Source organism: Dactylosporangium sp. CA-092794 (genome assembly GCF_050948465.1).
In the GTDB taxonomy this organism is placed as follows: domain Bacteria; phylum Actinomycetota; class Actinomycetes; order Mycobacteriales; family Micromonosporaceae; genus Dactylosporangium.
On the sequence record NZ_CP192044.1, the window covers coordinates 7,144,230 to 7,168,070 of the forward strand.

24 protein-coding genes, 2 pseudogenes and 1 riboswitch are annotated in these 23,841 nt (G+C 73.2%); of the genes and pseudogenes, 14 read left to right on the plus strand and 12 right to left on the minus strand.

The genetic code is table 11. The features are described from left to right. Nucleotides 1–87: 87 nt before the first annotated feature. Together ACQPXD_RS30465 and ACQPXD_RS30470 are read left to right on the plus strand one after the other, a co-directional pair. Nucleotides 88–1,350, plus strand: coding sequence for a hypothetical protein (locus tag ACQPXD_RS30465; protein ID WP_432824758.1), 1,263 nt, complete (start codon nt 88–90; stop codon nt 1,348–1,350). A gap of 70 nt (nt 1,351–1,420) precedes the next feature. Further along, nucleotides 1,421–2,062: a DedA family protein gene (locus ACQPXD_RS30470; RefSeq protein ID WP_432824759.1), complete on the plus strand. Its 642-nt coding sequence runs from the start codon at nt 1,421–1,423 to the stop codon at nt 2,060–2,062. On the opposite strand, the gene ACQPXD_RS30475 is transcribed toward ACQPXD_RS30470, so the two are convergent. After that, nucleotides 2,050–2,760, minus strand: a complete 711-nt coding sequence (locus tag ACQPXD_RS30475; RefSeq protein ID WP_432824760.1) for a C39 family peptidase — start codon at nt 2,758–2,760, stop codon at nt 2,050–2,052. The genes ACQPXD_RS30470 and ACQPXD_RS30475 overlap by 13 nt on opposite strands. 247 nt (nt 2,761–3,007) lie before the next feature. Beyond that, nucleotides 3,008–3,148, minus strand: a riboswitch (cyclic di-AMP (ydaO/yuaA leader). 157 nt (nt 3,149–3,305) lie between these two features. Here ACQPXD_RS30475 and ACQPXD_RS30480 point away from each other — a divergent pair. Next, nucleotides 3,306–3,536: a hypothetical protein gene (locus ACQPXD_RS30480; RefSeq protein ID WP_432824761.1), complete on the plus strand. Its 231-nt coding sequence runs from the start codon at nt 3,306–3,308 to the stop codon at nt 3,534–3,536. A 34-nt stretch (nt 3,537–3,570) separates the two neighbouring features. On the opposite strand, the gene ACQPXD_RS30485 is transcribed toward ACQPXD_RS30480, so the two are convergent. After that, entirely contained in the window at nt 3,571–4,080 is a 510-nt protein-coding gene (locus ACQPXD_RS30485) for a DUF1360 domain-containing protein (protein WP_432824762.1), read from the minus strand. 116 nt (nt 4,081–4,196) lie between these two features. Here ACQPXD_RS30485 and ACQPXD_RS30490 point away from each other — a divergent pair, with 116 nt between their 5' ends. From ACQPXD_RS30490 to ACQPXD_RS30500, 3 genes are read left to right on the plus strand one after another with little or no spacing between them, the layout of a single operon-like run. Further along, nucleotides 4,197–4,766, plus strand: coding sequence for a hypothetical protein (locus ACQPXD_RS30490; protein ID WP_432824763.1), 570 nt, complete (start codon nt 4,197–4,199; stop codon nt 4,764–4,766). 32 nt (nt 4,767–4,798) lie between these two features. Continuing rightward, the gene (locus tag ACQPXD_RS30495) at nt 4,799–5,317 is read left to right on the plus strand and encodes a hypothetical protein (RefSeq protein ID WP_432824764.1); all 519 of its coding nucleotides are present in this window, start codon (nt 4,799–4,801) and stop codon (nt 5,315–5,317) included. Between the two features lie 59 nt (nt 5,318–5,376). Next, a complete protein-coding gene (locus ACQPXD_RS30500; RefSeq protein ID WP_432824765.1) occupies nt 5,377–6,396 on the plus strand; it encodes a zinc-dependent alcohol dehydrogenase family protein in 1,020 nt (339 codons plus the stop codon). On the opposite strand, the gene ACQPXD_RS30505 is transcribed toward ACQPXD_RS30500, so the two are convergent. Beyond that, entirely contained in the window at nt 6,389–6,700 is a 312-nt protein-coding gene (locus ACQPXD_RS30505) for a hypothetical protein (RefSeq protein WP_432824767.1), read from the minus strand. The genes ACQPXD_RS30500 and ACQPXD_RS30505 overlap by 8 nt on opposite strands. Before the next feature lie 42 nt (nt 6,701–6,742). On the opposite strand from ACQPXD_RS30505, the gene ACQPXD_RS30510 reads away from it, so the two are divergent. Continuing rightward, complete coding sequence (locus ACQPXD_RS30510; RefSeq protein WP_432824768.1) at nt 6,743–8,974, plus strand: MMPL family transporter; 2,232 nt, start codon at nt 6,743–6,745, stop codon at nt 8,972–8,974. Nucleotides 8,975–9,769: 795 nt separating this feature from the next. Here ACQPXD_RS30510 and ACQPXD_RS30515 read toward each other — a convergent pair. Beyond that, nucleotides 9,770–10,336, minus strand: coding sequence for a TetR/AcrR family transcriptional regulator (locus ACQPXD_RS30515; RefSeq protein WP_432824769.1), 567 nt, complete (start codon nt 10,334–10,336; stop codon nt 9,770–9,772). Between the two features lie 50 nt (nt 10,337–10,386). Here ACQPXD_RS30515 and ACQPXD_RS30520 point away from each other — a divergent pair, with 50 nt between their 5' ends. Further along, complete coding sequence (locus ACQPXD_RS30520; RefSeq protein ID WP_432824770.1) at nt 10,387–11,160, plus strand: SDR family oxidoreductase; 774 nt, start codon at nt 10,387–10,389, stop codon at nt 11,158–11,160. 53 nt (nt 11,161–11,213) lie between these two features. On the opposite strand, the gene ACQPXD_RS30525 is transcribed toward ACQPXD_RS30520, so the two are convergent. From ACQPXD_RS30525 to ACQPXD_RS30535, 3 genes are read right to left on the minus strand one after another with little or no spacing between them, the layout of a single operon-like run. Next, a complete protein-coding gene (locus ACQPXD_RS30525; protein WP_432824771.1) occupies nt 11,214–12,356 on the minus strand; it encodes an oxalate decarboxylase family bicupin in 1,143 nt (380 codons plus the stop codon). Continuing rightward, nucleotides 12,353–12,592: a hypothetical protein gene (locus ACQPXD_RS30530; protein ID WP_432824772.1), complete on the minus strand. Its 240-nt coding sequence runs from the start codon at nt 12,590–12,592 to the stop codon at nt 12,353–12,355. The genes ACQPXD_RS30525 and ACQPXD_RS30530 overlap by 4 nt, the downstream gene beginning before the upstream one ends. 7 nt (nt 12,593–12,599) lie before the next feature. After that, on the minus strand, nt 12,600–13,883 hold the full coding sequence (locus ACQPXD_RS30535; protein WP_432824773.1) for an Nramp family divalent metal transporter: 1,284 nt from the start codon (nt 13,881–13,883) through the stop codon (nt 12,600–12,602). A gap of 210 nt (nt 13,884–14,093) precedes the next feature. Here ACQPXD_RS30535 and ACQPXD_RS30540 point away from each other — a divergent pair, with 210 nt between their 5' ends. Continuing rightward, the gene (locus ACQPXD_RS30540; protein WP_432824774.1) at nt 14,094–15,767 is read left to right on the plus strand and encodes an alpha-keto acid decarboxylase family protein; all 1,674 of its coding nucleotides are present in this window, start codon (nt 14,094–14,096) and stop codon (nt 15,765–15,767) included. Between the two features lie 4 nt (nt 15,768–15,771). On the opposite strand, the gene ACQPXD_RS30545 is transcribed toward ACQPXD_RS30540, so the two are convergent. Then, nucleotides 15,772–16,176, minus strand: coding sequence for a winged helix-turn-helix transcriptional regulator (locus tag ACQPXD_RS30545; RefSeq protein ID WP_432824775.1), 405 nt, complete (start codon nt 16,174–16,176; stop codon nt 15,772–15,774). 25 nt (nt 16,177–16,201) lie between these two features. On the opposite strand from ACQPXD_RS30545, the gene ACQPXD_RS30550 reads away from it, so the two are divergent. Beyond that, a complete protein-coding gene (locus tag ACQPXD_RS30550; protein WP_432824776.1) occupies nt 16,202–17,002 on the plus strand; it encodes an alpha/beta fold hydrolase in 801 nt (266 codons plus the stop codon). A gap of 243 nt (nt 17,003–17,245) precedes the next feature. Here ACQPXD_RS30550 and ACQPXD_RS30555 read toward each other — a convergent pair whose 3' ends face one another. Next, entirely contained in the window at nt 17,246–17,527 is a 282-nt protein-coding gene (locus ACQPXD_RS30555) for a hypothetical protein (RefSeq protein ID WP_432824777.1), read from the minus strand. A 132-nt stretch (nt 17,528–17,659) separates the two neighbouring features. On the opposite strand from ACQPXD_RS30555, the gene ACQPXD_RS30560 reads away from it, so the two are divergent. Beyond that, nucleotides 17,660–17,860, plus strand: a complete 201-nt coding sequence (locus ACQPXD_RS30560) for a hypothetical protein (protein ID WP_432824778.1) — start codon at nt 17,660–17,662, stop codon at nt 17,858–17,860. Nucleotides 17,861–17,975: 115 nt separating this feature from the next. On the opposite strand, the gene ACQPXD_RS30565 is transcribed toward ACQPXD_RS30560, so the two are convergent. Then, the gene (locus ACQPXD_RS30565) at nt 17,976–18,719 is read right to left on the minus strand and encodes a G1 family glutamic endopeptidase (protein ID WP_432824779.1); all 744 of its coding nucleotides are present in this window, start codon (nt 18,717–18,719) and stop codon (nt 17,976–17,978) included. 270 nt (nt 18,720–18,989) lie between these two features. Here ACQPXD_RS30565 and ACQPXD_RS30570 point away from each other — a divergent pair. Further along, nucleotides 18,990–19,112 (plus strand): annotated as a pseudogene (locus ACQPXD_RS30570) (IS701 family transposase); the annotation flags it as partial. A gap of 203 nt (nt 19,113–19,315) precedes the next feature. Continuing rightward, nucleotides 19,316–20,884, plus strand: a complete 1,569-nt coding sequence (locus ACQPXD_RS30575) for an IS1182 family transposase (protein WP_432824780.1) — start codon at nt 19,316–19,318, stop codon at nt 20,882–20,884. A gap of 20 nt (nt 20,885–20,904) precedes the next feature. Here ACQPXD_RS30575 and ACQPXD_RS30580 read toward each other — a convergent pair whose 3' ends face one another. Beyond that, nucleotides 20,905–21,321, minus strand: coding sequence for a hypothetical protein (locus tag ACQPXD_RS30580; RefSeq protein ID WP_432824781.1), 417 nt, complete (start codon nt 21,319–21,321; stop codon nt 20,905–20,907). 553 nt (nt 21,322–21,874) lie between these two features. Further along, a pseudogene (locus ACQPXD_RS30585) lies at nt 21,875–22,687 on the minus strand (S1 family peptidase). Nucleotides 22,688–22,770: 83 nt separating this feature from the next. On the opposite strand from ACQPXD_RS30585, the gene ACQPXD_RS30590 reads away from it, so the two are divergent. Beyond that, nucleotides 22,771–23,805, plus strand: coding sequence for a helix-turn-helix domain-containing protein (locus tag ACQPXD_RS30590; RefSeq protein ID WP_432824782.1), 1,035 nt, complete (start codon nt 22,771–22,773; stop codon nt 23,803–23,805). The last annotated feature ends 36 nt before the right edge of the window (nt 23,806–23,841 follow it).

The window sequence follows — 23,841 nt, forward strand, 5'->3', positions numbered from 1 at the left end:
GGTCAAGAGCCAGACGGCCCGGGGCCTGGCCCGGCTGCGGCAACTACTGGAGGAGGACGGGGCGATGACGGCGGTCGGTGATGGGCGATGAGCGGGCTGCGGACGTTGTTCGAGGAGCTGGCCGGCGCGGACGGGCCGCCGACGCGGCTGCGCGCCGACGAGGTGTACGGCGCGGCGCGGCGCCGGCTGCGGCGGCGGCAGGCGGCCTGGACGGTGACCGGGGTGGTGGCCGGCGGGCTGGCGCTCGGCCTGGGGCTGCAGGGCCTGCGGCCGGTGCCGGCGGTGCCGGAGCCCGTGCAGACCGGCGGCGGCGCCGGGCCGGTGGTGTCGGTCGCCGCCACCGACGCCGAACACCTGTACGCGGGCGTGCGCACGTGCGGCGGGGACGACTGCCCGGCCCGGCTGATCGGGTCCGACGACGGCGGCCGCACCTGGACGGTGCGGCAGGAGGACTTCGGCGACGGCGAGGTCGACGCGCCGGCGCCCGGCGTGCTGCTGCACACGACCGAGTCGATGGGCGATCCGAGCGGGGCCACCGGGCCGAAGCTGATCCGGCATCACCACGTCAGCACCGACGGCGGGCGGACCTGGCGTGAGCTGCAGCGGGTTGCCGATCCCGTGGCGGCGGTACCCGGCAACGGCTGGCTCCAGTGCGCGCCGACCTCCCTCGACACGCCGTGCAAGCTGCTGGCCGTCGACCCGCAGACCGCGCGCATGGCGCCGCTGAGCGCTCAGCCCGGCCTGGACGTGAACGCGACCGACGCCGCGCCGGCCTCCTCCGGGCCGTGGGTGATCGGTATCAGCGACACTCACCAATATGCGCTGGCCCTGACCCGTGACCGCGGGCGCACGTGGTCGGTGCACGCCTTCGACGAGGCCGGCGCGGTGCAGGTCACGGCGGCCAGCGCGGACGGCGTCACGGCGTACGCGATCGTCTCGAAACGCACCGACACGGCGGAGCCGGGGGCCACGGCCGCGCCCGGGCCGGCCGCGGCGGTGCTGCGCACGACCGACGGCGGTGCCACCTGGCAGGCGGTGGACCCGGGCCACACGCTGCCCTCGGGCACCGGCTACTACATGGACGGCGACGCGTACCTCGCCGCCGACGGCAGCCACGTCGTCCTGCTGCGCTCCGACGACCGGCAGCGCTGGTTCGTCAGCGGCGACCGCGGCGCCACCTACCGGGAGGCGCGCCCGAGCGGGCTCGGCGAGCACATCACCCTGTCCGGCCAGCGGCCACCGGTCCAGACCGCGGTGCCGGGCGTGTACCTGGCCTTCGACGACCGGGCCGCCTACCGCTCCACCGACGGGCTGAGCTGGACCCGCATCCCGATCGAGCCCGTCCGCTGACGGCCGCCGGGCCCGGCGCGCCCGGGCCCGGCGGCTTATGGTTGCGGTGGGGAGAGCGAGGGGGCGGCAGGTGGGTGGGTTCACGGCCTTGGTCGGCCACTACGGCTATCTGGGCCTGGCGGTGCTGGTGCTGATCGAGGGGTTCGGGGTGCCGGCGCCCGGCGAGACGGCGATCATCATCGCCTCGGGGTTCGCCGGGCACGGCCGGCTCAACGTGTTCGCGGTCGGCGCGGTCGCGTTCGCGGCGGCGGTGACCGGCGACAGCATCGGCTACTGGATCGGGCGCACCGGCGGACGCCGGCTGATCCTGCGCTACGGCCGGTACGTCCGGCTGACCGAGGAGCGCCTGGCCCGGATGGAGCGCTTCATGACCCGCCGTGGGCCGATCATGGTGGCCGTGGCCCGGTTCGTCGAGGGCCTGCGCCAGCTCAACGGCGTCGTGGCCGGCGCCACCGGCATGCCGTGGCCGCGGTTCGTGACGTTCAACGCGATCGGCGCCGCCCTGTGGGTCGGCGCCTGGACGACCGGCGGCTACCTGGTCGGCGACCACATCCCGGCGATCGAGGCGGCGGCCGGCCGCTACCAGTGGTATGCCGTGGCCGGCGCGGTCGTCGCCGTCGTGGTCTGGCTGGTGCTGCACCGGGTGCTGCACCGCCGGGGGCCGGCCCCGGACGAGGCCGGCCCCCGGCGCAGCCGCGCTCAGGCCGAGTAGCCGCGCGACGCCACCCAGTTCGCCATGGGGTAGGTGGCCATCCAGTAGGTCCGCGGGCCGAACATGCCCGACGGGTCGGCGATCTGCACCTGCCGGCCGTGGTCGCGGTAGGCGACGATCGTCACGAAGTGCCCGCCCCCGAACTCGTGGTAGGTGCCGCCCACGTCGGTGGCGCCGCCGACGATGTTGGCCACGACCGCGCGCCCGGAGGTCACCGCCGCCACGACGTCGCGCTGCAGCCGCTCGGCCTGCTCGCCGTCGGCGCGCTGGCCCGGGATCCAGTGGGTCTGGTACTCGTCCTTGCCCAGCGCCGCGTTGAGCACGTGGGTCGCGTTGTCGGCCGAGTTCGTGCCGTTGACGGTGGTGCCGAGCCGCCGCGCCACCTCGTCCTGCGACATCGAGATACCGTTCGAGGTCAGGGCGATGCGCGTGGACGCGGGCCCGCAGTAGTAGAAGTTCGGCTGATACTGGAAGTCGTAGGACACGGCCTGCTCCGCGGGCGCGAGGTCCAGCGGGTCGGGCGCGGGCGCCGAGGCGGTCGCCGTCGGCGGGTGCGTCGCTTCGGCACGCAGTGCGGCGGTGCCGGTGTCGTGGGCGCCGGCCGGCGCCGTGGTCTGGCCGAGCAGGGTGGCCGTCGTCACGGAGACGGCGGCGAGCGCGCCGGCGCCGAGCAGCGCGCCGATGATTCGTCGGTGCATTGAGGGGTACTCCTGAAGCTGAGCCGATTCGGGCATGGTCGATCGCGCGCGCAGCGTCATCCGCCGGCGCCGTAGAGAGCACGGCGTCGCTGGACGCTATTCGCGCAACAATAAGAAATGTCGAGGGCCGATACCTGGCCCTTCGAAACCGGGGCGTCAGTCCCCGGTGCGGCCGGCCATGCCGAAATGTGCCGCCAGGCGCCGCGCTATGGGCGGCGGGTCGTTCTGGGCGTTGTACACCTTGCAAAACTCCTTCCGCGACCGCCTACCGGGTTAGCTGACGGATTCGGGCGGGAAGCTCGCCCTACCACGGCCATGAGGCCGATGGATTCACCCCGGAACTACCTGGGTCCCCGGCTCGCGCAATGCGACTCGGCGGTTCTGTGCCGGCGCCGTCCATTTACGGCAAACGACCAGCTCAGACGGCCTGACATTACTGGTCGGTACCGATTCTGCCAAGCCCTTGGATTTCGCCGATTTCTTTAGCCGCGCGCCGGCCGGGTAGTCGAATCCGGGAGGCTTTCGGAATGGAAAGGAGTTCCTCGATGGGCGAGACGCACTCGACGGCCGACGACATCGTCTACGACCTGGTGAGCATCCAGTACCACGCGATGAAGGGCGCGTATCTCTACACGAAGTACGCCGACGACGCCCATGAGCACGATGACGTGCGGGCATTCATCGACCAGGTGTGCCGCGAGGATGCCGAGCGGGCGCAGCGCGCCCACGAGCTGCTCGGCCGGATCACGACGCGCCACCACGCCGGCGTCGGCTGATGCCGCCCGGCAGTCCACCGGCGGCCGCCCGGGCTCAGTCCCCCGCGGCCGCCCTTTTCGCCGCGTCGTACGCCAGGTGCAGGAAGTCCGACCCGGCCACGGCCGTGGCCACGCCCATGCCGAAGCGGGTCAGCCGCGGCGCGAACACCAGCCCCGCCGCGAGGCCGCCCGCGACCCACACCCCGGTGCAGAAGGGGCAGGTGAGCAGCTCCCCGAGCGCGTGCCGGGCGCCGTGGCCGCGCGGGCTCTCGTTGAGCTCGGCCTCGCCGGCCGGCTCCTCGAAGCGGGTGAACGGCGCCCGCAGCGGGCTGGTCACCGCGTCCTTGGTGATCAGCCGGGAGAGCTTGTGGGTCGACACGGCCAGCAGCGCCACGTCCCCGGCCGAGGGCCGCACCGGCAGCTCGCGCCCGGACAGCCGGGCCGCGCCCGCCACCGCGCCGGCCGCCGCCGCGAACACGCCGAGCACGGTCGCGTAGCCGCGCAGGGGCCGCTCGTCGGGGGCTTCGCGGGCGTACTCCCGCGCGGTGCGATCGATGTCCACCATGGCTGGTCGCCTACCCGGTCACCGCACCACGGAAACACCGCCCCCGCACCCGCGGGTGAGGTGGCCCGCCGCGACCGCGGACTAGCGTTGGTTTGATCGCTTCGAAGGGATTGGTCATGTCGGGTACACCCTTGTTGGCCATCATCGTGGTCGTGGTCGTGCTGATCGTCATCGCCCTCGTCGCGACGTCCATCGGCCGGTACCGCCGCTCGAAGGCCCTGCGGCGCCGGTTCGGCCCCGAGTACGACCGGGCGGTCTCCGAGCGGCCCAGCCGCCGGGCCGCCGAGCGCGACCTGCAGCAGCGCGAGCGCCGGCACGCCGAGCTGTCGCTGCGCGACCTCGAACCGCGGCAGCGGCAGCGCTACGCCGACCAGTGGGAGCGCACGCAGGCGCACTTCGTCGAGGAGCCCGAGGCCGCGACCCGGGAGGCGGACGCCCTGGTGACCCAGGTGATGGCCGAGCGCGGGTACCCCGTCGACGACTTCGACACCCGGGTGCAGGACCTCAGCGTCGAACACTCCGAGACCCTCGGCCACTACCGCGACGCCCACGAGATCAACAAGGTGAACGAGCGCGGCCAGGCCTCGACGGAGCAGCTCCGCCAGGCGCTGATGCACTACCGGGTCCTCTTCGCCGACCTGCTCGGCGACCGCCCGGGCGGCCGCACCGCCGCCGGCCACGGCTGACCCCGGGCCTCTTCACGGAAGGTGGGATCGCCATGCGCGACAACAGCTCCTCCGACCCGAGGCGGAGCGGCCAGCGGCCCTCGGGCCCCGGCCCGGCGCCGACCGGCGGCGCCGGGGCCCGCCCGATGCCCGGACCCCCGCGGCCCGGCCCCGGCCAGCCCCAGCCGGGTCCCGCACAGCCCCGTCCAGGTCCAACACCGAAGCCCCCGCCGGGTCCCGCACAGCCTCGGCCCGGTCCCGCGCAGCCGCAGCCCGGTTCACCGGAGGACGCCACGGCGACCGGCCAGGAGGGGATCTGGGACGCCGAGCGGGCCGACGAGTTCCGGCACCGCTGGCACGACGTGCAGACCCACTTCGTCGAGAACCCGTCGGGCAGCCTCACCGAGGCCCGGCAGCTGCTGGACGAGGCCGTGCAGGAGCTCACCACCAGCGTCCGCAACCGCGAGGAGGAGCTCGAGCGCAGCAACGCCCGCGCCTCGGACAGCACCGAGGGCATGCGCTCCACCGTGCTGCAGTACCACCAGCTCCTCGACCGCCTGCTGTCCGTCTGACCGGGTGGAATCCGCGGAGGGCGCGGGCCGTTCGCGCGGTTGGCGGACAGAATGGGGCGATGGAGACGATGACCGCGTGGCGCGTCGAGCGGCCCGGGCCCGTCGCGACGCACCCGCTGCGCAAGGTGTCGCTGCCCGTGCCGGAGCCGGCCGCCGACGAGGTGCTCATCCGGATCCGCACGTGCGCGGTCTGCCGGACCGATCTGCACCTGGCCGAGGGCGACCTGGCGCCGCGCCACCCCGGCACGGTGCCCGGGCACGAGGTGGTCGGCACGGTCGAGCGGCTCGGGGAGGCCGTGTCCGGGCCGCCGGTCGGCACCCGGGTCGGGGTGGCCTGGCTGCGGTGGACGTGCGGCCAGTGCAAGTACTGCCTGCGCGGCGCCGAGAACCTGTGCCCGTACTCCCGCTACACCGGCTGGGACGCCGACGGCGGCTACGCGCAGTACTGCGCCGCGCCGGCCGACTACGTCTACCGCCTGCCCGACGCATATTCCGACGACGAGGTCGCGCCGCTGCTGTGCGCCGGCATCATCGGCTTCCGCGCGCTGCGCCGGTCCGAGCTGCCGCACGGCGGCCGGCTGGGCATCTACGGCTTCGGCGCCTCGGCGCACCTGGCGGCGCAGGTCGCGATCGCCGAGGGCGCCACCGTGCACGTCGTCACCCGCGGCGAGGCGGCCCGCGAGCTGGCGCTGTCGCTGGGCGCCGCGTCGGCGTCGGCGACCGAGCCGCCGGAGCCGCTCGACGCCGCGATCCTGTTCGCCCCGGTCGGCACCCTGGTCCCGCCGGCCCTGGCCGCCCTGGACCGGGGCGGCACCCTGGCGATCGCCGGCATCCACCTGACCGGCATCCCGCCGCTGAACTACGCCGAGCACCTCTTCCAGGAGCGCCGCCTGGTCAGCGTCACCGCGAACACCCGCGACGACGGCCGCGAGTTCCTCGACATCGCGGCCCGCCACCGGCTCCGGGTGACCACCACCGCCTACCCGCTGGCCGAGGCCGACCGGGCCCTGGCGGACCTCGCCGCCGACCGCTTCTCCGGCGCCGCCGTCCTGCACTGCGCGGAGGACGGCGTCAGCTGACCGTCCGGCGGCGCAGCCGGCGCGTGACCAGGACGGCGGCGGCCGCGGCGAGCAGGAGGGCGCCGATCACGGCGGCGATCCGGACGGCCGCGTCGCGGCCCGGGCCGGCGCCGTCGTCCGCGGGCGCCCCGGTGAGGCTCCAGTCGTGCCGATGCCGCCCGACCGGCGCCCAGTCTGCCGATCCCGGCGCGAACGCCCGGGCGATGATCAGTGATCGGCACCTGACCGCGGCGTGAACAGTGCGTACGCCCGCCGGCTCCCGATCGAGCGCCCTCGTTTTCGGGGCCCGGCAGCGGGGTACCACCGCCGAACAAGACAACCGGGGACGGCGGGAGGGCCTGGGACCGTGAGCGACGACGTGGAGCCCCGCACGCGGTGGCGGCCGAGCCTGCTACCGCGGTGGTACGCCGGCATCGTGGTGTGGCTGCGCTGGCTCGTGGTGGCCGGCTGGCTCGCCGCGGCGGCCGCGTCGGTGGTCTACCTGCCCACGGTCGGCCAGGGCGGCAGCGACCTCGAGCAGCTGGTGTCGGCGGACAACCCGGCGGTGCGCAGCGAGCTGCGCTCGTTCCAGCGGTTCGGCTTCCCGCTGCTCAGCCGGGTCGCCGTGGTCCAGCGCAACCCGGGCGGGCTGCCCCAGGACGTCCAGGCCGAGGCGGTCCAGCGCGCGCAGGCGGTCAGCGACGGGACCTACACCGACGCGGCGCCGATCCGGGCGGCGGTACCGGTGATGAACACCCTCGGGCTGTTCCCCGGCTCGGCCGAGGACGGCACCACGATCGTCACGCTGCTGTTCACCGACCCCGACGTGACCTTCGCCGACCAGGTCGCCGCCGCGCACCGGTTCGTCGCCGCCCACTACGGCCCCGGCGACGCGGTCGTGGGCATCACCGGCTCGGTGCCGGCCCGGGTCGAGCAGACCCGGATCGTGCTCTCCGCGGTGCCGCGGCTGGAGCTGATCACCGTCATCGCGGTGTTCCTCATCGTCGCCGTGGCGTTCCGCTCGCTCGTCGCGCCGCTGGTCGCGCTCGGCGTCGCCGGGGTCGCCTCGGTGCTCACGCTGCACGTCGGCGGGGCGCTCGCGCAGCGGCTCGGCGTGCCGGTACCCCAGGAGACACAACCACTGCTCGTCGCGCTGCTGCTCGGCGTCGTCACCGACTACGTCGTGTTCTACCTCTCCGGCGTGCGCCGCCGGCTCGCCGCCGGGGAGCCGCGGGTCCGCGCCGCCCGCCAGGCGACCGCGCGGTTCACGCCGATCATCGCCACCGCCGGGCTCACCGCCGCCGCGGGCACGGGCGCGCTCGTCGTCGCCGGCTCGCCCGCGTTCCGCGCGTTCGGCCCGGGCATGGCCCTCGCCATCCTCATCGGCGTCATCGTGGTCGTCACGCTCGTCCCGGCCCTGCTGGGCATCCTCGGCCCGGCGGTGTTCTGGTCGCCGCTGCGGCGCACCAGGACCGCCGCCGACGACGCCGTGCCGGTGGGCAGCCGGCTGTGGGCGCGGCTGCTCACCCGGCGCTGGTTCGCCGCCCCGATGCTGGTGCTGTGCGTGGCCGGGCTGGTGCTGGCCGCGCTGCCGGCCCGCCACCTCAAGCTGGGCGTGTCGTTCGTCGAGGCGCTGCCGGCGGACAACCCGACCCGCGCGGCGGCGAACGCGGCCGAGACCGGGTTCGCCCGCGGGATCCTCGCGCCGACCGAGGTGCTCGTCGAGGGCGACGGCGTGGCCGGCCGCACCGCCGAGCTCGCCCGGCTGCAGCAGTCCCTCGCCCACCTCCCCGGCGTCGCCGCCGTGCTCGGCCCCGGCACCACCGGCCTGCCGAAGAACTTCGCCGTGTTCCAGTCCCCCGACGGCGGCGCCGCCCGGTTCCTGCTGGTGCTCTCCGACGAGCCGCTCGGCGCCCGCGCCGTGGACACCGCCGCCCGGCTCGACCGCGCCCTGCCCGGCCTGCTGCACGCGGCCGGCCTCGGCGGGGCGCACGCGAGCCTCGGCGGCGACACCGCCATCGCCCAGGTCATCGTCGCGCAGACCGAACACGACCTGGGCCGCATCGCGCTCGCCGCGCTCGCCGCCAACCTGCTGTTCCTGATGCTGTTCCTGCGCGCCCTGGTGGCCCCGGCCGGGCTGCTGGTGTGCAGCGTGCTGGCCATCGCCGCCACGCTCGGCCTGACCACGTTCGTCTTCCAGGACGTGTACGGCGCGGACGGCCTGACCTTCTACGTGCCGTTCGCCGCCGCCGTGCTGCTGGTCGCCCTCGGCTCCGACTACAACATCTTCGGCGTCGGCCCGGCCTGGCGGGAGGCCCGGGCACGGCCGCTGCGCGAGGCGCTCGCCCTCACGCTGCCGCACTCCGCCCGCGCGATCCGCACGGCCGCGTTCACCCTCGCGGTCAGCTTCGGCCTGCTGCTGCTCGTGCCGCTGCGCCCGTTCCGGGAGCTGGCCTTCGCCCTGTCGGTCGGCGTGCTCATCGACGCCTTCGTGGTGCGGTCGCTGCTCGCACCGGCGCTGCTGAGCCTGATGGGCTCCGCCGCCGGCCCCCAGCCAGAACCCCAGGCAGAGGCCGAACGGGAGCGCGCGCTGGCCTAGTGTGTCGCGCCGTAAATTTAACGATCACCTGACCCGCTCACCGGCCCGGGAGCGAGGGCTCCCGGGCAGGCCGCCGCCGCACCGAGGGCGTGATGTCCGTCTTCGACGGCGACCCGCAACTGCCGACATCGCCGACCGCGATGCCCACCGGGGGGCCAAGTTGGTGCCCGGCCGGCGCGCCCCAGCGCCCCGCGGCGGGGCACGATCGGCGATCACGTCCCGCACGGCGGGAGGCGCACGCCGCGAGGCACGCCACAGCGACCGGAAGTCTCCGCGATCATGCGCAACCCGGCATCGACACCAACGGTTTTTCATGATCACGGAGTGCTGATGTACCCCTGTGTACCAGAAGTCTCCGGGATCATGGCAAACCCGGTGTGCGGTCGCCGCGGACATCATGATCACGGAGACATACGGCCCGGCCGCGCAGATCGGATGGTGTGCCCGGCGGGTGAGACATCCGCGCGGGGCCGGCTTCGGGGCGGGCGCATCCGGCGAGCGGCAAAACCAGGGCGGCGGCGAGGCGGCGGAGCGGCACGGGGTGGTTCTGCGGTCGCGGCGCGGCGCGGGGCCGGGCGGCGCGAGGCGGCGCGAGGCGAGGCCGGGCGAGGCGGCGCGGGGCCGGGCGAGGCGGCGCGGGGCCGGGCGAGGCGGCGCGGGGCCGGGCGAGGCGGCGCGAGGCGAGGCGGGGCCGGGCGGGGCCGGGCGAGGCGGGGCCGGGCGAGGCGGGGCCGGGCGAGGCGAGGCCGGGCGAGGCGAGGCCGGGCGAGGCGGGGCCGGGCGAGGCGAGGCGCGTCAGGACACCGACTCCGACAGCAGGGCGCCGAGTTCGTCGCGGTCGCCGCCGGCGAGCAGGTGCAGCAGCAGGCCGCGCAGCAGGGCCAGGGTGGCGGTGGCGCGGCGCACCGCGGCCGGCTCGGGCACGCCGGGCTGGGCGGCGGCCAGGGCGGCGACGAGGTCGCCGACCGACCGCTCGGCGAAGCCTGCCCACGGGCCGGGGTCGGCGCGGGCGGACTGGGCGAACGCCTCGAAGAACAGCCGGACCAGGCCGCGGCGGTGATCGGCGGCGACCCAGTCCCAGAGCCTTTCCACGACGGTGTGGTACTGCGCGGTGCCGGGCACCACCGTGTCCCGGATGAACGCCAGCTGCTCCTCGCGGGCCATCGACAGGACCTCCCGCACCAGGCCGTCCTTGGAGCCGAACAGGTAGAGCAGCACCCGTGGGCTGGATCCGACGGCGGCGGCGAGCGGGCGCAGCGAGAGGTCGGTCAGGCCGTGCTCGGTCGCGTACCGGTAGGCCGCGGCGAGCAGCTCGGCGCGGCGGGCGGAGCCCTCGGCGGGTGGGCGTTGCGGCGCGCTCATACCGAGGAGCATACTGAAACAGTCGTTTCAGTTGAAGCCGGAGGGGTACCGTGCCCGATCTCGCCCATCGCACCGCGCTCGTCACCGGCTCCGCGCGCGGCCTCGGCCGGGAGATCGCCCGCGGGCTGGCCCGGGCCGGCGCGCACGTGCTGGTCAACGGCCGCAACCCGGACACGCTCGCGACGGTGGTCGCCGAGCTGCACGGCCAGGGGCTGCGCGCGGACGCGGCGGCCTTCGACGTCGCCGACCCGGACGCCTGCGCGGCGGCCCTCCACGGGCTCGCCGCCCGCGGCCTGGCGCTCGACGTGCTGGTGAACAACGTCGGGCAGCGCAACCGGCGGGCGCTGCCGGAGGTGACCCCGGACGACCTGACCGCGATGCTGCGCACCGACCTGGTCTCGGCGTTCACGCTGAGCCGGCTGGTGGCCGGCGGGCTGGTCGAGCGCGGCGCGCCCGGCCGGATCATCAACGTCTCCTCGGTGCTGGCGCAGCTGGGCCGGGCCGACGACGTCGCCTACAGCGCGGCCAAGGCCGGGCTCGAAGGCATGACCCGGGCCCTGGCCGCCGAGCTCGGCCGGCACGAGATCACCGTCAACGCGGTCGCGCCGGGCACGTTCGCCACCGAGACCAACGCCGGGCTGGCCGGCGATCCACAGTGGACAGAGTGGCTGCGCCGGCGGACCGCGCTCGGGCGGTGGGGGCGGCCGGAGGAGATCGCCGGGGCGGTGGCGTTCCTGGCCGGCGACGCCGCGTCATACATCACCGGCCAGACCATCGCCGTGGACGGCGGCATGACCGTCACCTTCCACGCCGCCGCCCCCTAGCGAAACGCCGCCGCCCGGAGCGAAAACGCCGCCGCCCCGTGGCGAAAACGGGATCAGCGCATGATGCGCGGCTTGCCCTTCGGGATCGCCTCGACGGTGGAGCGCGGCAGGTTCAGCGTGTCCGCGGCGACCTGCGGCGGCGTGTTGGCCATCCACTGGCTCAGCGAGATGTCCTCGAACCGCGGGTTGCGGAACATCTCCAGGAACACCAGCGGCTCGTCGCCGGTGTTCTCGATGTAGTGGCCGTAGGCGAACGGCACGTAGCCGACGTCCCCGGCCTGGTAGTCGAAGGTGCGGTTGAGCCCCGAACTGGCGAAGACCCCCATCCGGCCCTTGCCGCGGATCCAGTACTGCCACTCATCGTCGGTCGGGTGCCAGTGCAGCTCGCGCAGGGCGCCCGGCTCCATCTCGACCAGCGCCGCGCTGATCGTGTCGGAGGCGGCGAAGTTGCGCGAGTCGGCGACCTTGGCGGTACCCCCGTCGAAATGCTCCGGCTCCTGGGCGTGCAGGCTGTGCTTGAACGTGCGCGGCACGTCGCCGGTCGGGCTCAGCACGTGGTCGCTGTCCAGCGGCGGCGGCACCTGGCCCGGGAAGATGTACTTCTCCTTGTCCGGCAGCGCGTCGAGCTGCTCGGCCGACCAGCCGAAGTTCTTCGCGATCACGCTGCGCGGGGTGTGCGCGAAGTAGTCGCTGATCATGAACGTGGAGTTCTCCGAGAACATGCCGTCGTCGAAGACCAGCAGGAACTCGACGCCGTCGTCCAGGGCCTGGATGTGGTGCGGCACGCCGCGCGGGAAGAACCACAGGTCGCCCTGCTGGACGTCGTCAAGGAAGTTGCGGCCCTCCTGGTCGACGGCGCCGATGCGGCAGCTGCCCTCCAGCACGTAGGCCCACTCCGACTGCTTGTGCCAGTGCAGCTCCCGGTAGGCGCCCGGGTTGAGCTTCATGTCCACCCCGGCCAGTTCGGTCGCCACCGGCAGCTCCCGCTGGGTGACCTCCCGCGTCCAGCCGCCCTCCTCGAGGCGGGTCGCCGCCCAGGACATCGAGAACTTGAGGTTGGGCACGGTGCCGTGGTCGGTTTCCGGGGGTACGAGCAGATCGGGGTTCTGCCGGTCCAGCTCGACGTTGCGCGGGCCGGTGTCGGTGCCGCCCTTGCGCCCGCGCTTGGGCTGCGGCAGCGATTCGGTGTTCGTCATCGGTACTCCTCTCGGACGACTGCGGTCTGCGGGTCGGGCGCGCCGGTGCCCGGCGACAGGCCGGACAGCGCGCGCAGCAGCGGTACACCTCCCAGAACGGCGACGGCGGCGGGAATGGCCGCGGTGGCGAAGGCGAGCGCCAGCACGGTGGCCGGCGCCGCGCCCAGCACGATCGCCAGCAGGCACGAGCCGGCGGCGGCGAGCAGCTTGACCCGGATGCGCGGGATCGAGGGCACGGGAGCCTCACAGCATGAGCAGGACCGGCAGCGACAGGCCGGCCGCGGCGACCACGAGCCCGGCGCCGGCCGCGACCCTGGTGGTCAGCACGGCGTTGACCAGGCCGCCCATCACCGCCCGGTCGCGGCAGAAGTAGACGAGCAGGAACAGCGCCACCGGCACGCCGAGCGAGATGACGACCTGGCTGAGCACCAGCAGCGCGGTCAGCGGCGCCCCGGCCAGCAGGGCGGCCAGCGCGGGCAGCATGGTGACGAGCCGGCGCACCCGGCTGGGGATCTGCCGGCCGAGGAAACCCTGCATGACGAAGTCGCCGGCGAGGGTGCCGATCCCGGACGACGACACGCCCGAGGACAGCAGCAGCACCGCGAACGCGAGCGCCGCGGCGCCGCCGAACTGGGCGGCGATCCGCGCGTGCGCGTCGAGGATGTCGCCGCTCCAGGCGCCGGCGGTGGCCGCGCCGAGCCCGGCGCCGAGGGCGATCAGCGCGACGTTGACGACGGCCGCGCCGCCCAGGGCGATCCCGCAGTCCAGCCGCAGCGCCTTGCGGATCAGCCGGGACGCCGGCCGGCCCGGGCGGGACGCGACGCCGGTGGCGGGGCGGCGGGCGATGGCGGAGTGCAGGTAGATCGCGTGCGGCATGACCGTCGCGCCGACGATGCCCATGGCCAGCAGCGCGCTCCCGGCCCCGGCGAAGCGCGGGACCAGCCCCCCGGCGAGGCCGGCCGCGGACTGGTGCCCGACCGTGACCACGTCGTAGAGCACGCCGGCGCCGACGAGCAGCAGCGCCGCGACGGTCAGCAGCTCGAACCGGCGCCGCCCGCGCTGGCGCAGCTCCAGCAGCACCATCGACAGGGCGGCGGTCACCAGCGCGGCCGGGGCCACCGGCATGCCGAACAGCAGCCGCAGCCCGATCGCCGCGCCGACGAACTCGGCCAGGTCGGTGGCCAGCACGACCAGCTCGGCCTGGGCCCACAGCAGCAGCGACGCCCACCGGGGCAGCCGTTCCCGGCACAGCTCCGGCAGGCTGCGGCCGGTGGCGATGCCGAGCTTCGCGGCCTGGAACTGCACCAGCAGCGCGACCAGGCTCGCCGCGACGACGACCCAGACCAGCAGGTAGCCGCTGGTGGCGCCGGCGGTGAGGTTGGTGGCGACGTTGCCCGGGTCGACGTAGGCGATGGCGGCGACCGCGGCCGGGCCGAGCATCGGCGTGAGCCGGGCCGCCCGCCGGGGTCGCGCCGGGCGGTGCCCGGCGGCGACCCGTTCAGTGACGGCCGGGTCCGTGGACGTCATGTACCCAACGGTGGCCGCCGCCGCGCTGGTTGCCCTCACCTGCGAGCGGGAGCGCCCCCGGCCCGGCCGTTGGTGGCTGCTCCGCGACGACGGGGAGCCTGCCGGCCGGGTCCGTCCTCGTCGACGACGCGCTCGGCTTCCGGTGTGAAGCGGCGGCCGAGGGGTAGAGCCGTGCCGGTCCTGACCACGAACATCGGGAGTGGCAGCGTCATGGCGGAATGTACCGTTGGTGAATACCTCCTGCGCCGTCTGCGGGAGATCGGGGTCGGGCACGTGTTCGGCGTCCCCGGCGACTACGAGCTCGAGTTCCTCGACCAGATCGAGGCGGCGGACGGCATCGAGTGGGTCGGCAACTGCAACGAGCTCAACGCGGCCTACGCCGCCGACGGCTACGCCCGGCTCAACGGCATCGCGGCACTGGTCACGACGTTCAGCGTGGGCGAGCTGAGCGCGCTCAACGGCATCGCCGGCGCGTTCGCCGAGTCGGTGCCGGTGGTGTCGATCGTCGGCACCCCGGCGACCTTCGTCATGCAGGCCCACCAGCAGGTCCACCACACCGCGGGCGACGGCAACTTCGCCCGGGCCGCCCGGTGCGCGGGCGAGTACACGGCCGGCCAGGCGCTGCTCGACCGGGACAACGCGGCGCTGGAGATCGACCGGTTGCTCGCCCTGTGCTGGCTGTTCAAGCGGCCGGTGTACCTCATGCTGCCCTCCGACGTGGCGTACCAGCAGATCGAGGCGCCCTCGTCCCCGCTGCCGCTGCCCGAGCCGACCAGCGACCCGGCCATGCTGGCCCGCTTCACCGACCGGGCCGCGGCGATGCTGCGCGGCGCGGAGTCGGTCGCCGTCCTGGTCGGCCACGAGGTCGACCGCTACCGCATGGCGCCCCAGGTGATCAAGCTCGCCGAGGCGATCGGCTGCCCGGTCGCGGCCCTGAGCATCAGCAAGGGCGTGTTCCCCGAGGACCACGACCAGTACGTCGGCCTCTACGCGGGCGGCCTCGGCGACCCGGAGGTCCAGCGGACCGTCGAACAGGCCGGCTGCGTCATCGCCGTCGGCGCCCAGTTCGCCGACACGATCAGCGGCGGCACCACCGGGCACATCGAGCCGTCCCGGATCATCGCGGTACACCCGATGTCGTCCACCACCGCCACGACCGCCCACCCGCACGTCGCCATGGCGGACGCGCTGAGCGCCCTGGCCGGCATGGACGCCCGCAATCCGGCCGGCATCGCCCCCCGCCGCCACCCGACCGCGGCGGGCCATCCGTCCGGCTCCGGCCCGCTCATCCAGCAGCGCTTCTGGGCCAGAATGGCATCGTTCTTCGAGCCCGGCGACGTGGTGATCGCCGACCAGGGCACCTCCTACGCGGGCTGCTGCGGCGTGCCGCTGCCACGGGACTGCACCTTCATCGGCCAGCCGCTGTGGGGCTCGATCGGCTACACCCTGCCGAGCCTGCTGGGCACCATGCTCGCCGCCCCCGGCCGCCGCCACGTGCTGCTGATCGGCGACGGCTCGCTGCAGCAGACCGCCCAGGAACTCTCCACGCTACTGCGCCGCGACCTGAACCCGATCATCATCCTGACCAACAACGACGGTTACACGGTGGAGCGCTACATCCTGGGCGCCGACGCCGCCTACAACACCATCGCACCGTGGCGCTACGACCGCCTGGTCGAGGCCTTCGACCCCACCGGCACCGCGGTGACCTTGCGGGCCACCACGGAACAGGACCTGATGACGGCCCTCGACACGGCCGCCGCCACCCGCGACCGCCTGGTCTTCATCGAGGCGGTCATGGACCGCATGGACGGCCCCGACTCCCTGCTGCGCCTGGGCAAGGCCATGGCCGGCGCCGACTACCAGGACGCGACCGCCGCCTGACCCTTCAGGTGCCGGTCCGGCGGCGGGCCTCGCGCACGGCCGGCATGTTGGCCTCGGCCCAGGCGCGGACCGCCGCGAGCGGGCCGTCGAGCGTCCGCCCGAGCTCGGTGAGCGAGTACCACGTGCGCGGCGGCACCGCCGGCTCGACGCGGCGCGTGACCAGGCCGTCCGCCGTCAGGCTGCGCAAGGTCTGCGACAGCATCTTGTGCGAGATCCCGGGCGCGGCCCGGCGCAGCTCGGCGAAGCCGCACTCCCCCGGGTACGCGTCGGCCAGCACCTTGACCAGCATCGACGTCCAGCGGTCGCCGATCCGGTCGAGCAGCTCCCGGGTCGGGCAGGCGGGGCTGAACAGGTCACCGGTTACCCGGCGCTCACCTGATGTCGGCGAAGTGCCTTCTTGATCGTCCACGGCGCGCTCTCCCAAGGTGTATCGCGTGGACAAGGCTACTGACCGAACCGGGACGATACGGGTTGCGATCAACGGGACCGAGCTGGCGGTGCGGGTGAGCGGCACCGGGGCGCCGCTCATGCTGCTGCACGGATGGCCGCACACCGGCCGGATCTGGGACGGCGTGCGCCCGGCCCGGCGCCGCAGGATCGTGCCCGACCTGCGCGGCCTGGGCGACAGCGCGCCGGCGGACGACGGCTTCGACGCCGCGACAGCCGCGGCCGACCTCATCGGCCTGCTGGACTTCCTGGAGGTCGAGACGGTCGAGGTGGCCGCGATCGACGCATCCGTACCGACGGCCTTTCTGCTCGCGATGCGCCATCCCGAGCGGGTGACCAGGCTGGTGCTGATGGAGGGCACCGTGCCCGGCCTGGCCGGCGGATTCGACCCGCCGCCGTGGTGGTTCGGCTTCCACGCCGTCCCCAAGCTGCCCGAGACGCTCATCGAGGGACGCGAGGACGACTACCTGGGCTGGTTCCTCCGCCGCGTCGACGACCCGGAGCTGCGAACGGCGCTCGTGGACGCCTACCGCGGCCGGCGCAGACTGGGCGCGGGATTCGGTTTCTACCGCGCGCTGGACCGCACTGCCGAGCTGGTGCGCGCCGCTCTGGCCGGCGGACGGCTGCACGTCCCGACGGTCGCCCTCGGCGGCAACGTGGTCGGCGAGCGCCTGCACCGCCAGCTCGAACCGATCACCGACAACCTCCGCGGCGAAATCCTCGAGCGATGCGGTCACATCGTCCCGCTGGACCGTCCGGACGCCCTGACCGACCTCCTGGCCGGCTGACCCGCGCCCGCGATCGGCTTGTTTCAGCGGGCATCGCGACCGGAACTCTCCGCGATCATGCTGTAGCCGCCGCCCGCACCACGCGTTTTCCATGATCGGGGAAGGTCGATGTACCCATGGGTACCTTAAGGCTCCGCGATCACGAGAAACCCGCCGCGCACCGGCGTGAGCCGCATGATCACGGAGAGATTCGGTCGCCGGATTGCGGTTGTGGTGCCGGAGGGCCGGCCTGGGACAGCGGTGTCAGCCCAGCCAGTCGGTCTTCGCGCGCATGGTGGTGTCGACCGAGCCGGCGGCGCGGAGCAACTGATCTTCGGGCATCCGCGCGCCGCCGGGGCCTGCGGCGCCGCCGACGTCGACTCGCGTGCCGTCCTCCCACGTGCGGGTCGGCAGGGTGACCAGCCTGACGTCCGGCGCTACCGACGGTACGGCCGAAGGGCTGGGCGAGGAGGGCACGTCCGCCGGGATCCTGGTGAACGTCCCGCCGCGGTCCGGCGCCAACAGGACGGTCGCCAGCACGGCCACCGCCGCGCTCTTGTCGGCTAGTACGACAGCCCGGGTTCGTTATGTAGATGATTGTTGATGGGTCTGCCGGGTCGGCGTGTCTGCCGGGCGTAGGACGGCAGGTTTTCCACGAGTGCCTTGACGTGGTCGGAGATGGCCATTGCAGCGTGGTCGCCGTCGATGCGGGGCATTCAGGTTGTGCAGCTCTGCGTCGTAGCTCCAGAACACGTCGGGTCGCCGGGTGGTGCCATCGGCGTCGAGCAGCTTCGCGGTCAACTCGATCAACGTCTTGACACGGCCGACGCGGCCCGGACCCGCGCGGAGGGCAGTGGCCTCGGCCTGGCCATCGCCTGAGAGAACGCGCGCCTGCACGGCGGCCACATCCAGGCCGCCAACCACCCCGACGACGGTGCGGTCGTCACCGCCAGCCTGCCCGTGAAGACCGCGCCGCCGCGGCCCCGTCAGCGGGTCAGTTCGACTGGCGGTAAGTGAGGGTGAAGTTCTCGCCGTTGTTGGTGATGGGGCCCACATCGGCCAGGTTCTGGCCGTTGTTCCCGGTCATCAGTATTTTGGTCAGGCCCCAGTACGACCCGTTGGCCACCAGCCCGGTGCTGGCGCCACTGCTGTCGACGGCCTGGATCTCGCTGAAGGTGGCCGGTGTGAAGCTGGAGAGGTTCTGACCGTTGTCGGCCTCGAGGATGGCCTCGGCGCTCATGTTCTGGCAGACGTACCCGGACGGGCATGGCTCGGTCACGTTGAACTTGTGGTTATTGTCGTTATGGGTCAGGTCGGTGAGGGCCAGATTCCAGGCCCCGCCGACGTACTTGACCAGCATGGAGATCGTGTCCCCGGGAACGACGTTGAACTGGTACTGCACCCCGTTGGGGAGCATCTCCCACCAGGCCCGGAAGGCGGGGCCGCCAATTCCGCAGTTGGTGGAGATGCCGACCTGCTCGACCGTGTTGCTGTGGGCCGTGCCGTAGCTGTAGCCGTCGAGCCCGATCCAGAAGGATGCCTTGGAGCCGGGCGACGTGCAGGACACAGGGGGGACCGTGAACTTGCCGGTCACCTGCCGGAACCCCTCCGAGTGGCCAACCAGCACATAACCCGCCCAGTAGGAGTTGGTGACGGCGGCCGCCGCCGAGGTGACCGACGCCAGCACCAGGGCGGCGGTCAGCGTGGCTACAGCAGTCAGTGATCTTTTCCATTTCATCGGAGGCGCCTTTCGTCGGGGAATCTGAGGCACCACCCAGACTCACATCGATGCCGAGGGGACGCCACCCCCGCCGCTGCCACCCGACCGGCGAACTGAACCCACCAGGGCATCCAGGCACCCGTCACTTGCCACGCTGGTGTGGCTGTGTCTGCCGGGTCGGCGTGTCTGCCGGGCGTAGGACGGCCGCCACGTGATCATCAGCGACTTGTGGAGACAACTTCTGATTTCGTGGCGGCCGCTGGCGACGGCGTAGACGCCGAGGGGTGGTTGGCGGAGTTCGACACCGGGTTCGCGGCGATCGCTGGCCGGTTCGGGCGGGTGGAGCCGCGGTGGCAGGCCAGAGCGTTCCTGCTCGGCGTGTTGTCCGATGTGGACACCCGGTCGTGTTGGCACGGGCGTAGCCCGGGGTAAGGGGCGGCAAGCGCGAGGGCGGTCCGGCGGCATGCCGCTGGCCGGAGCTTGCTGACCCTAGAGCGTCGGCCAAGTATTCGTCGGATCTCTTCGGTGTGGCGCTGTTGAGGTGGCCAGCGCACGTGGTAGGCCGGGTTGGTGGGCGGTAGGCGCCTGTGTGGACCCGGGAGTGGGGTTGGTTGATGCGGCCGGGGGTGTGGCGTCCGGCGGTGGAGTTGTCGGCGGCTGAGGCGCAGATCGTTCGGCGGGTGCGGCGGGCGAAGCTGTTCGTGATGTTGCGGCAGCGTCGCCATGAGTTGTTCGACGAGCAGTTCCAGGAGGAACTGGCCGGGTTGTACGGGCCGGGGGTGAAGGGGCAGCCGCCGGTACCACCCGCGCGGTTGGCTCTGGCCACGATCCTGCAGGCGTACACCGGTGTCTCGGATGACGAGGTGATCGAGGCGCTGGTGATGGACCGGCGCTGGCAGTTGGTGCTGGACTGCCTCGACGTGCAGGAACCGCCGTTCGCGAAGGGCACGTTGCAGAATTTCCGCAACCGGCTGATCGGCGCGGACCTGGACCGGCGGTTGATCGAACGGACCGTGGAACTGGCCGCTACCCCGGCGGCGGGGCGGGCGTTGCGGGCGGCGTTGGACTCCAGCCCGTTGTGGGGAGTGGGCCGGGTCGAGGACACGTTGAACTTGATGGGACACGCCCTGCGCAAGGCCCTGGGTGTGATCGCGGTCCAGCAGGGGTGGGGGCTGGCCGAAGGAACCGCCGGGGGGATCGGGGTGCTGGCCGGGCAGGCCGGTGCGCCGGTCCTGGCCGGGTCGAGTCTGAAGGCGGCCCTGGACCTGGACTGGGACGACCCGGCCGCCCGCGACCACGCCCTGGCCACGGTGCTGGGGGCGCTGGAGGCGGTGGCCGGGTTCGTGGCCGCCCAGCCACAGCCGGCACCCGCCGCGGTGGCCGCGGTCGCGGTGGCCCGGCAGGTTCGCGACCAGGACGTGGACACCGATGCCGGCACGCTGCGTCGTGGGGTGGCCAAGGACCGGCGGATCAGCGTGGAAGACCCGGACATGCGCCACGGCCGCAAATCACGCTCCAGGCTGTTCGACGGGTACAAGCGGCACGTGCTGCGCGACCTGGACACCGGTCTGATCGCCGCGGTCGGGATCACCCCGGCCAACGTGCCCGAGGCGACGGTCACCGACGCCATCACCGCCGACCTGGCCGCCGCGGACACCACCCTGGCCGAGTTGCACATCGACCGGGCCTACCTGCCCTCCACGCTGGTCCGCGACCGCGGCGACACCCTGGCGATCTTCTGCAAGGCGTGGCGAGTCCGCAACAGCAACGGCCGCTACACCAAGACCGACTTCCGGCTGGATTTCGACCGCGGGCAGCTGACCTGCCCCAACCAGGCGACCATCCCGTTCACCCCGGGCAAGACCGTCACGTTCCCGAAGGCCACCTGCGCCGCCTGCCCGCTGCGGAGCCGGTGCACCACCAGCAGCAGCGGACGCAGCATCGCCGTCCACCCCGATGAGGCACTCCTGGCCGAACTCCGCGAGCGGCAGGCCACCCCGGCCGGGCGTGCGCAACTCCGCGAACGCGTCGCTGTCGAGCACGCCCTGGCCCACATCGGCCACTGGCAAGGACACCGCGCCCGCTACCGAGGCACCCGCAAGAACCTCTTCGACCTCCGCCGCACCGCCGTGGTCCACAACCTCCACATCATCGCCCGCCAACCCGACCAGACAGCCGCCTGATCGATTACTTGGCCGACGCTCTAGTAGGGGTCGCCGCAGACTCGCCAGGTGCCGTCCGTGTCCTGGACGACCGGGATGTAGCGGGCCTCTCCTGTGCCGTCGGTAAAGTTCAGGTGCAGGTTGAACACGAACCGCTCGGCGAAGGTCGGACCGGCCACGGGCGTCTCGGGCGCGTTGACCTTGCTGGCGAGCTCCAGGTCTTTAATCTTCTTCTGTCGGGAGACGTACGCGGTGAAGGCAGCCGCGTCGAATCGGTCTCGGGTCCCGCTGCACAGTTCGCCATAGGCGTCGTCCGTCGCTCCGGCACGTAGGTGATCGACGAAGCTGAGCAGCACATCACGAGCGGCGGTGTCGGTCGGCCCGCTGCCACCGCAGCCACCGAGCACGCTGAGCAGCACGCCACCGACGGCAACTTTCCCGACCCCCGTCATCCGCATGTGTTCATTATGGTCGCTCAATATAAGATGCAGTGCGATCGTCAGCGTAATCGCGCTCGCCTCATCACCTTTCCGCTCATGAGCCGCCGTCCGGGCTGTTCCGCCGGCGGTTCGGCATTGTCAGGTCGTCACGTTTGCACCGTGGACCGCCACAGACGAAGGGCTCGGTGGCGGAGCGGCTGGGGCAGCCGCGGGGAATCCTTCATGTCGGTTACAGATCTTGAATGGTGTAGCCCGCCTGCCGGTTGTTACCGGAAATTCGCAATAACGCGCCCGTACCACGCGTTTCTCATGATCGCGGAAGGTCGATGTACCCATGGGTACCTTAAGGTTCCGCGATCACGAGAAACCCGCCGCGCACCGGCGGGAGCCGCATGATCACGGAGAGATTCGTCCGCTCCAGCCCCAGCCGGGGCGCGAATGCGGGATCGTCGGCGGTGGCCTGCCGCTGGGCCGCAGCGCGAGCCTCGCGGAGTTGGTTGCGAGGTGGCGCGGAACGCGGGATCGCGGTTGTGGTGCCGGAGGGCCGGCACCACAGCCGTAGCGGTGCGGGCTAGCCGCCGAGCGAGGCGGCGGCCGAGGCGATGGCCGTGGCGAAGGTGCTCACCTCGGTGTACACGCCCGGGTAGTTGGGGCGGGCGCAGCCGTTGCCCCAGCTGACGATGCCGACCTGGATCCAGGCGTTGGCGGCGTCGCGGCGGAACATGGGGCCGCCCGAGTCGCCCTGACAGGTGTCGACGCCGCCGGCGGCGTAGCCGGCGCAGATCTCGTCGCTCGGGATCAGGTCCGGGTACGAGTTGTCGCACGTCGAGTCGGGCACGAACGGGACCGTGGCCTTGAGCAGGTACCGCTGCTGCGCCCCGCCCTCGGTGGCCGCGCCCCAGCCGGCGACGGTGAACGTGCCGGTGTTGTAGGTGGTGTTCGTCGCGATCGGCAGCGTGGCCAGGCCGGTCACCGGCGTGGCCAGGCGGATCAGCGCCCAGTCCTTGCCGTTGCCGTTGTAGCCCGGCGCCCGGTAGACGTAGTTCGACTTCACCGTGATGCGGCTGGACGACTACAGGTCGACGGCGCCGAGGGTCGCGGTGATGCTGGTGTTGGTGCCGGTGCGGCTGACACAGTGCGCGGCGGTCAGCACCAGAGTGCTGCTGTAGAGCGCGCCGCCGCAGCCCATCGACAGGCGCACCATGAACGGGAACTCGCCCTGCGCGGCGCGCGTGCCGCCGACGACCGATTCCTGCGCCTCCCGGGCGTGGGCGACGCCGGGCGCGATGCCGGCGAGCGCGACGACCGCGGTCAGCACGGTCAGGAGCCTTCGAACCATCCGGTAGCCTCCCCTACGAGTTGGATGTGGGAAAATGCTAGCCATCGAATCGACATCTTCCGATATAAGATCTGGCTCATATCCCGGCCCGTAGGCATGCGGCGGCGGCGCTTCGTAGAGTTCGGTCCATGCTGGACGACACCGAGCTGCTGGCCCCGGCCGAGCAGCGGGCCTACCGGCTGCTGGTGCGGCTCTCCGCGGCGCAGGCCGACGACCTCGCCGGCGTCGCGGCGATCCCGCCGGACGACGCTCGGGCGCTGCTCGAGTCGCTGCGCGCGAAGGGGCTGGTCAAGGGCGGGCCCGTGTTCGAGCCGCTGCCGCCCGACGTCGCGCTCGGCGACGCGCTGCTGCAGCAGCAGCGCTCGCTGGAGACCGCCCGGCAGGTGGTGGCCGGGCTCAGCGAGGAGTACCGCGCCGCCGCCCGCCGCCGCCGGGCCGACCACCTGGTCGAGATCGTGGTCGGCGCGGCCGCGCTGCGCGGCCGGCTGCGCGACATGCAGAACACGGCCCAGCAGGAAATCCTGTGGTTCTGCCGGGCCAACCCGATCGCGATGAGCGGGCCCGACAACGCCGAGGAGAGCCCGGCGCTGGACCGGGGCGTGCGCTACCGGGCGGTCTACGAGCGGGCCCTGCTGGAGATGCCCGGCGAGCTCGACAGCGTCACCGACGGGGTCAGCCGCGGCGAGGAGGCCCGGGTCACCGAGACGCTGCCGGTCCGGCTGGCCATCGCCGACCGCTCGATCGCCATCTGCCCCCTCGTACCGGACGTCGAGCTCGGCGTCGGCGAGCCGACCGCGGCCCTGGTCCGGCGCAGCGAGCTGCTCGACGCGCTCGTGGCGCTCTTCGAGTGGCAGTGGGACCACGCCTCGCCGCTGCTCGCCGGCCGCGACCGGGACGACGGCGCCGCCGGGCGGGGGCCGGCCGCGGCGGAGCGGCTGCTGCTGTCGCTGTTCGTCGCCGGGTTCCCGGACAAGTCGATCGCCTCGCAGCTCGGGGTGAGCAAGCGGACGGTGCAGCGGCGGCTGGAGCGGCTGATGGCGGTCGCCGGCGTCGACACCCGCACCGCCCTGGCGTTCGAGGCCGGCCGGCGCGGCTGGCTGAAGCCCGCGACCGACGTCCCGGCGCAGGTCGGCCCGCGCACCGCCGCTGAGGTGGAGGACTGAACGGCGGCGCGCGGGCCGTGGGGTCGGGCGGGGCCG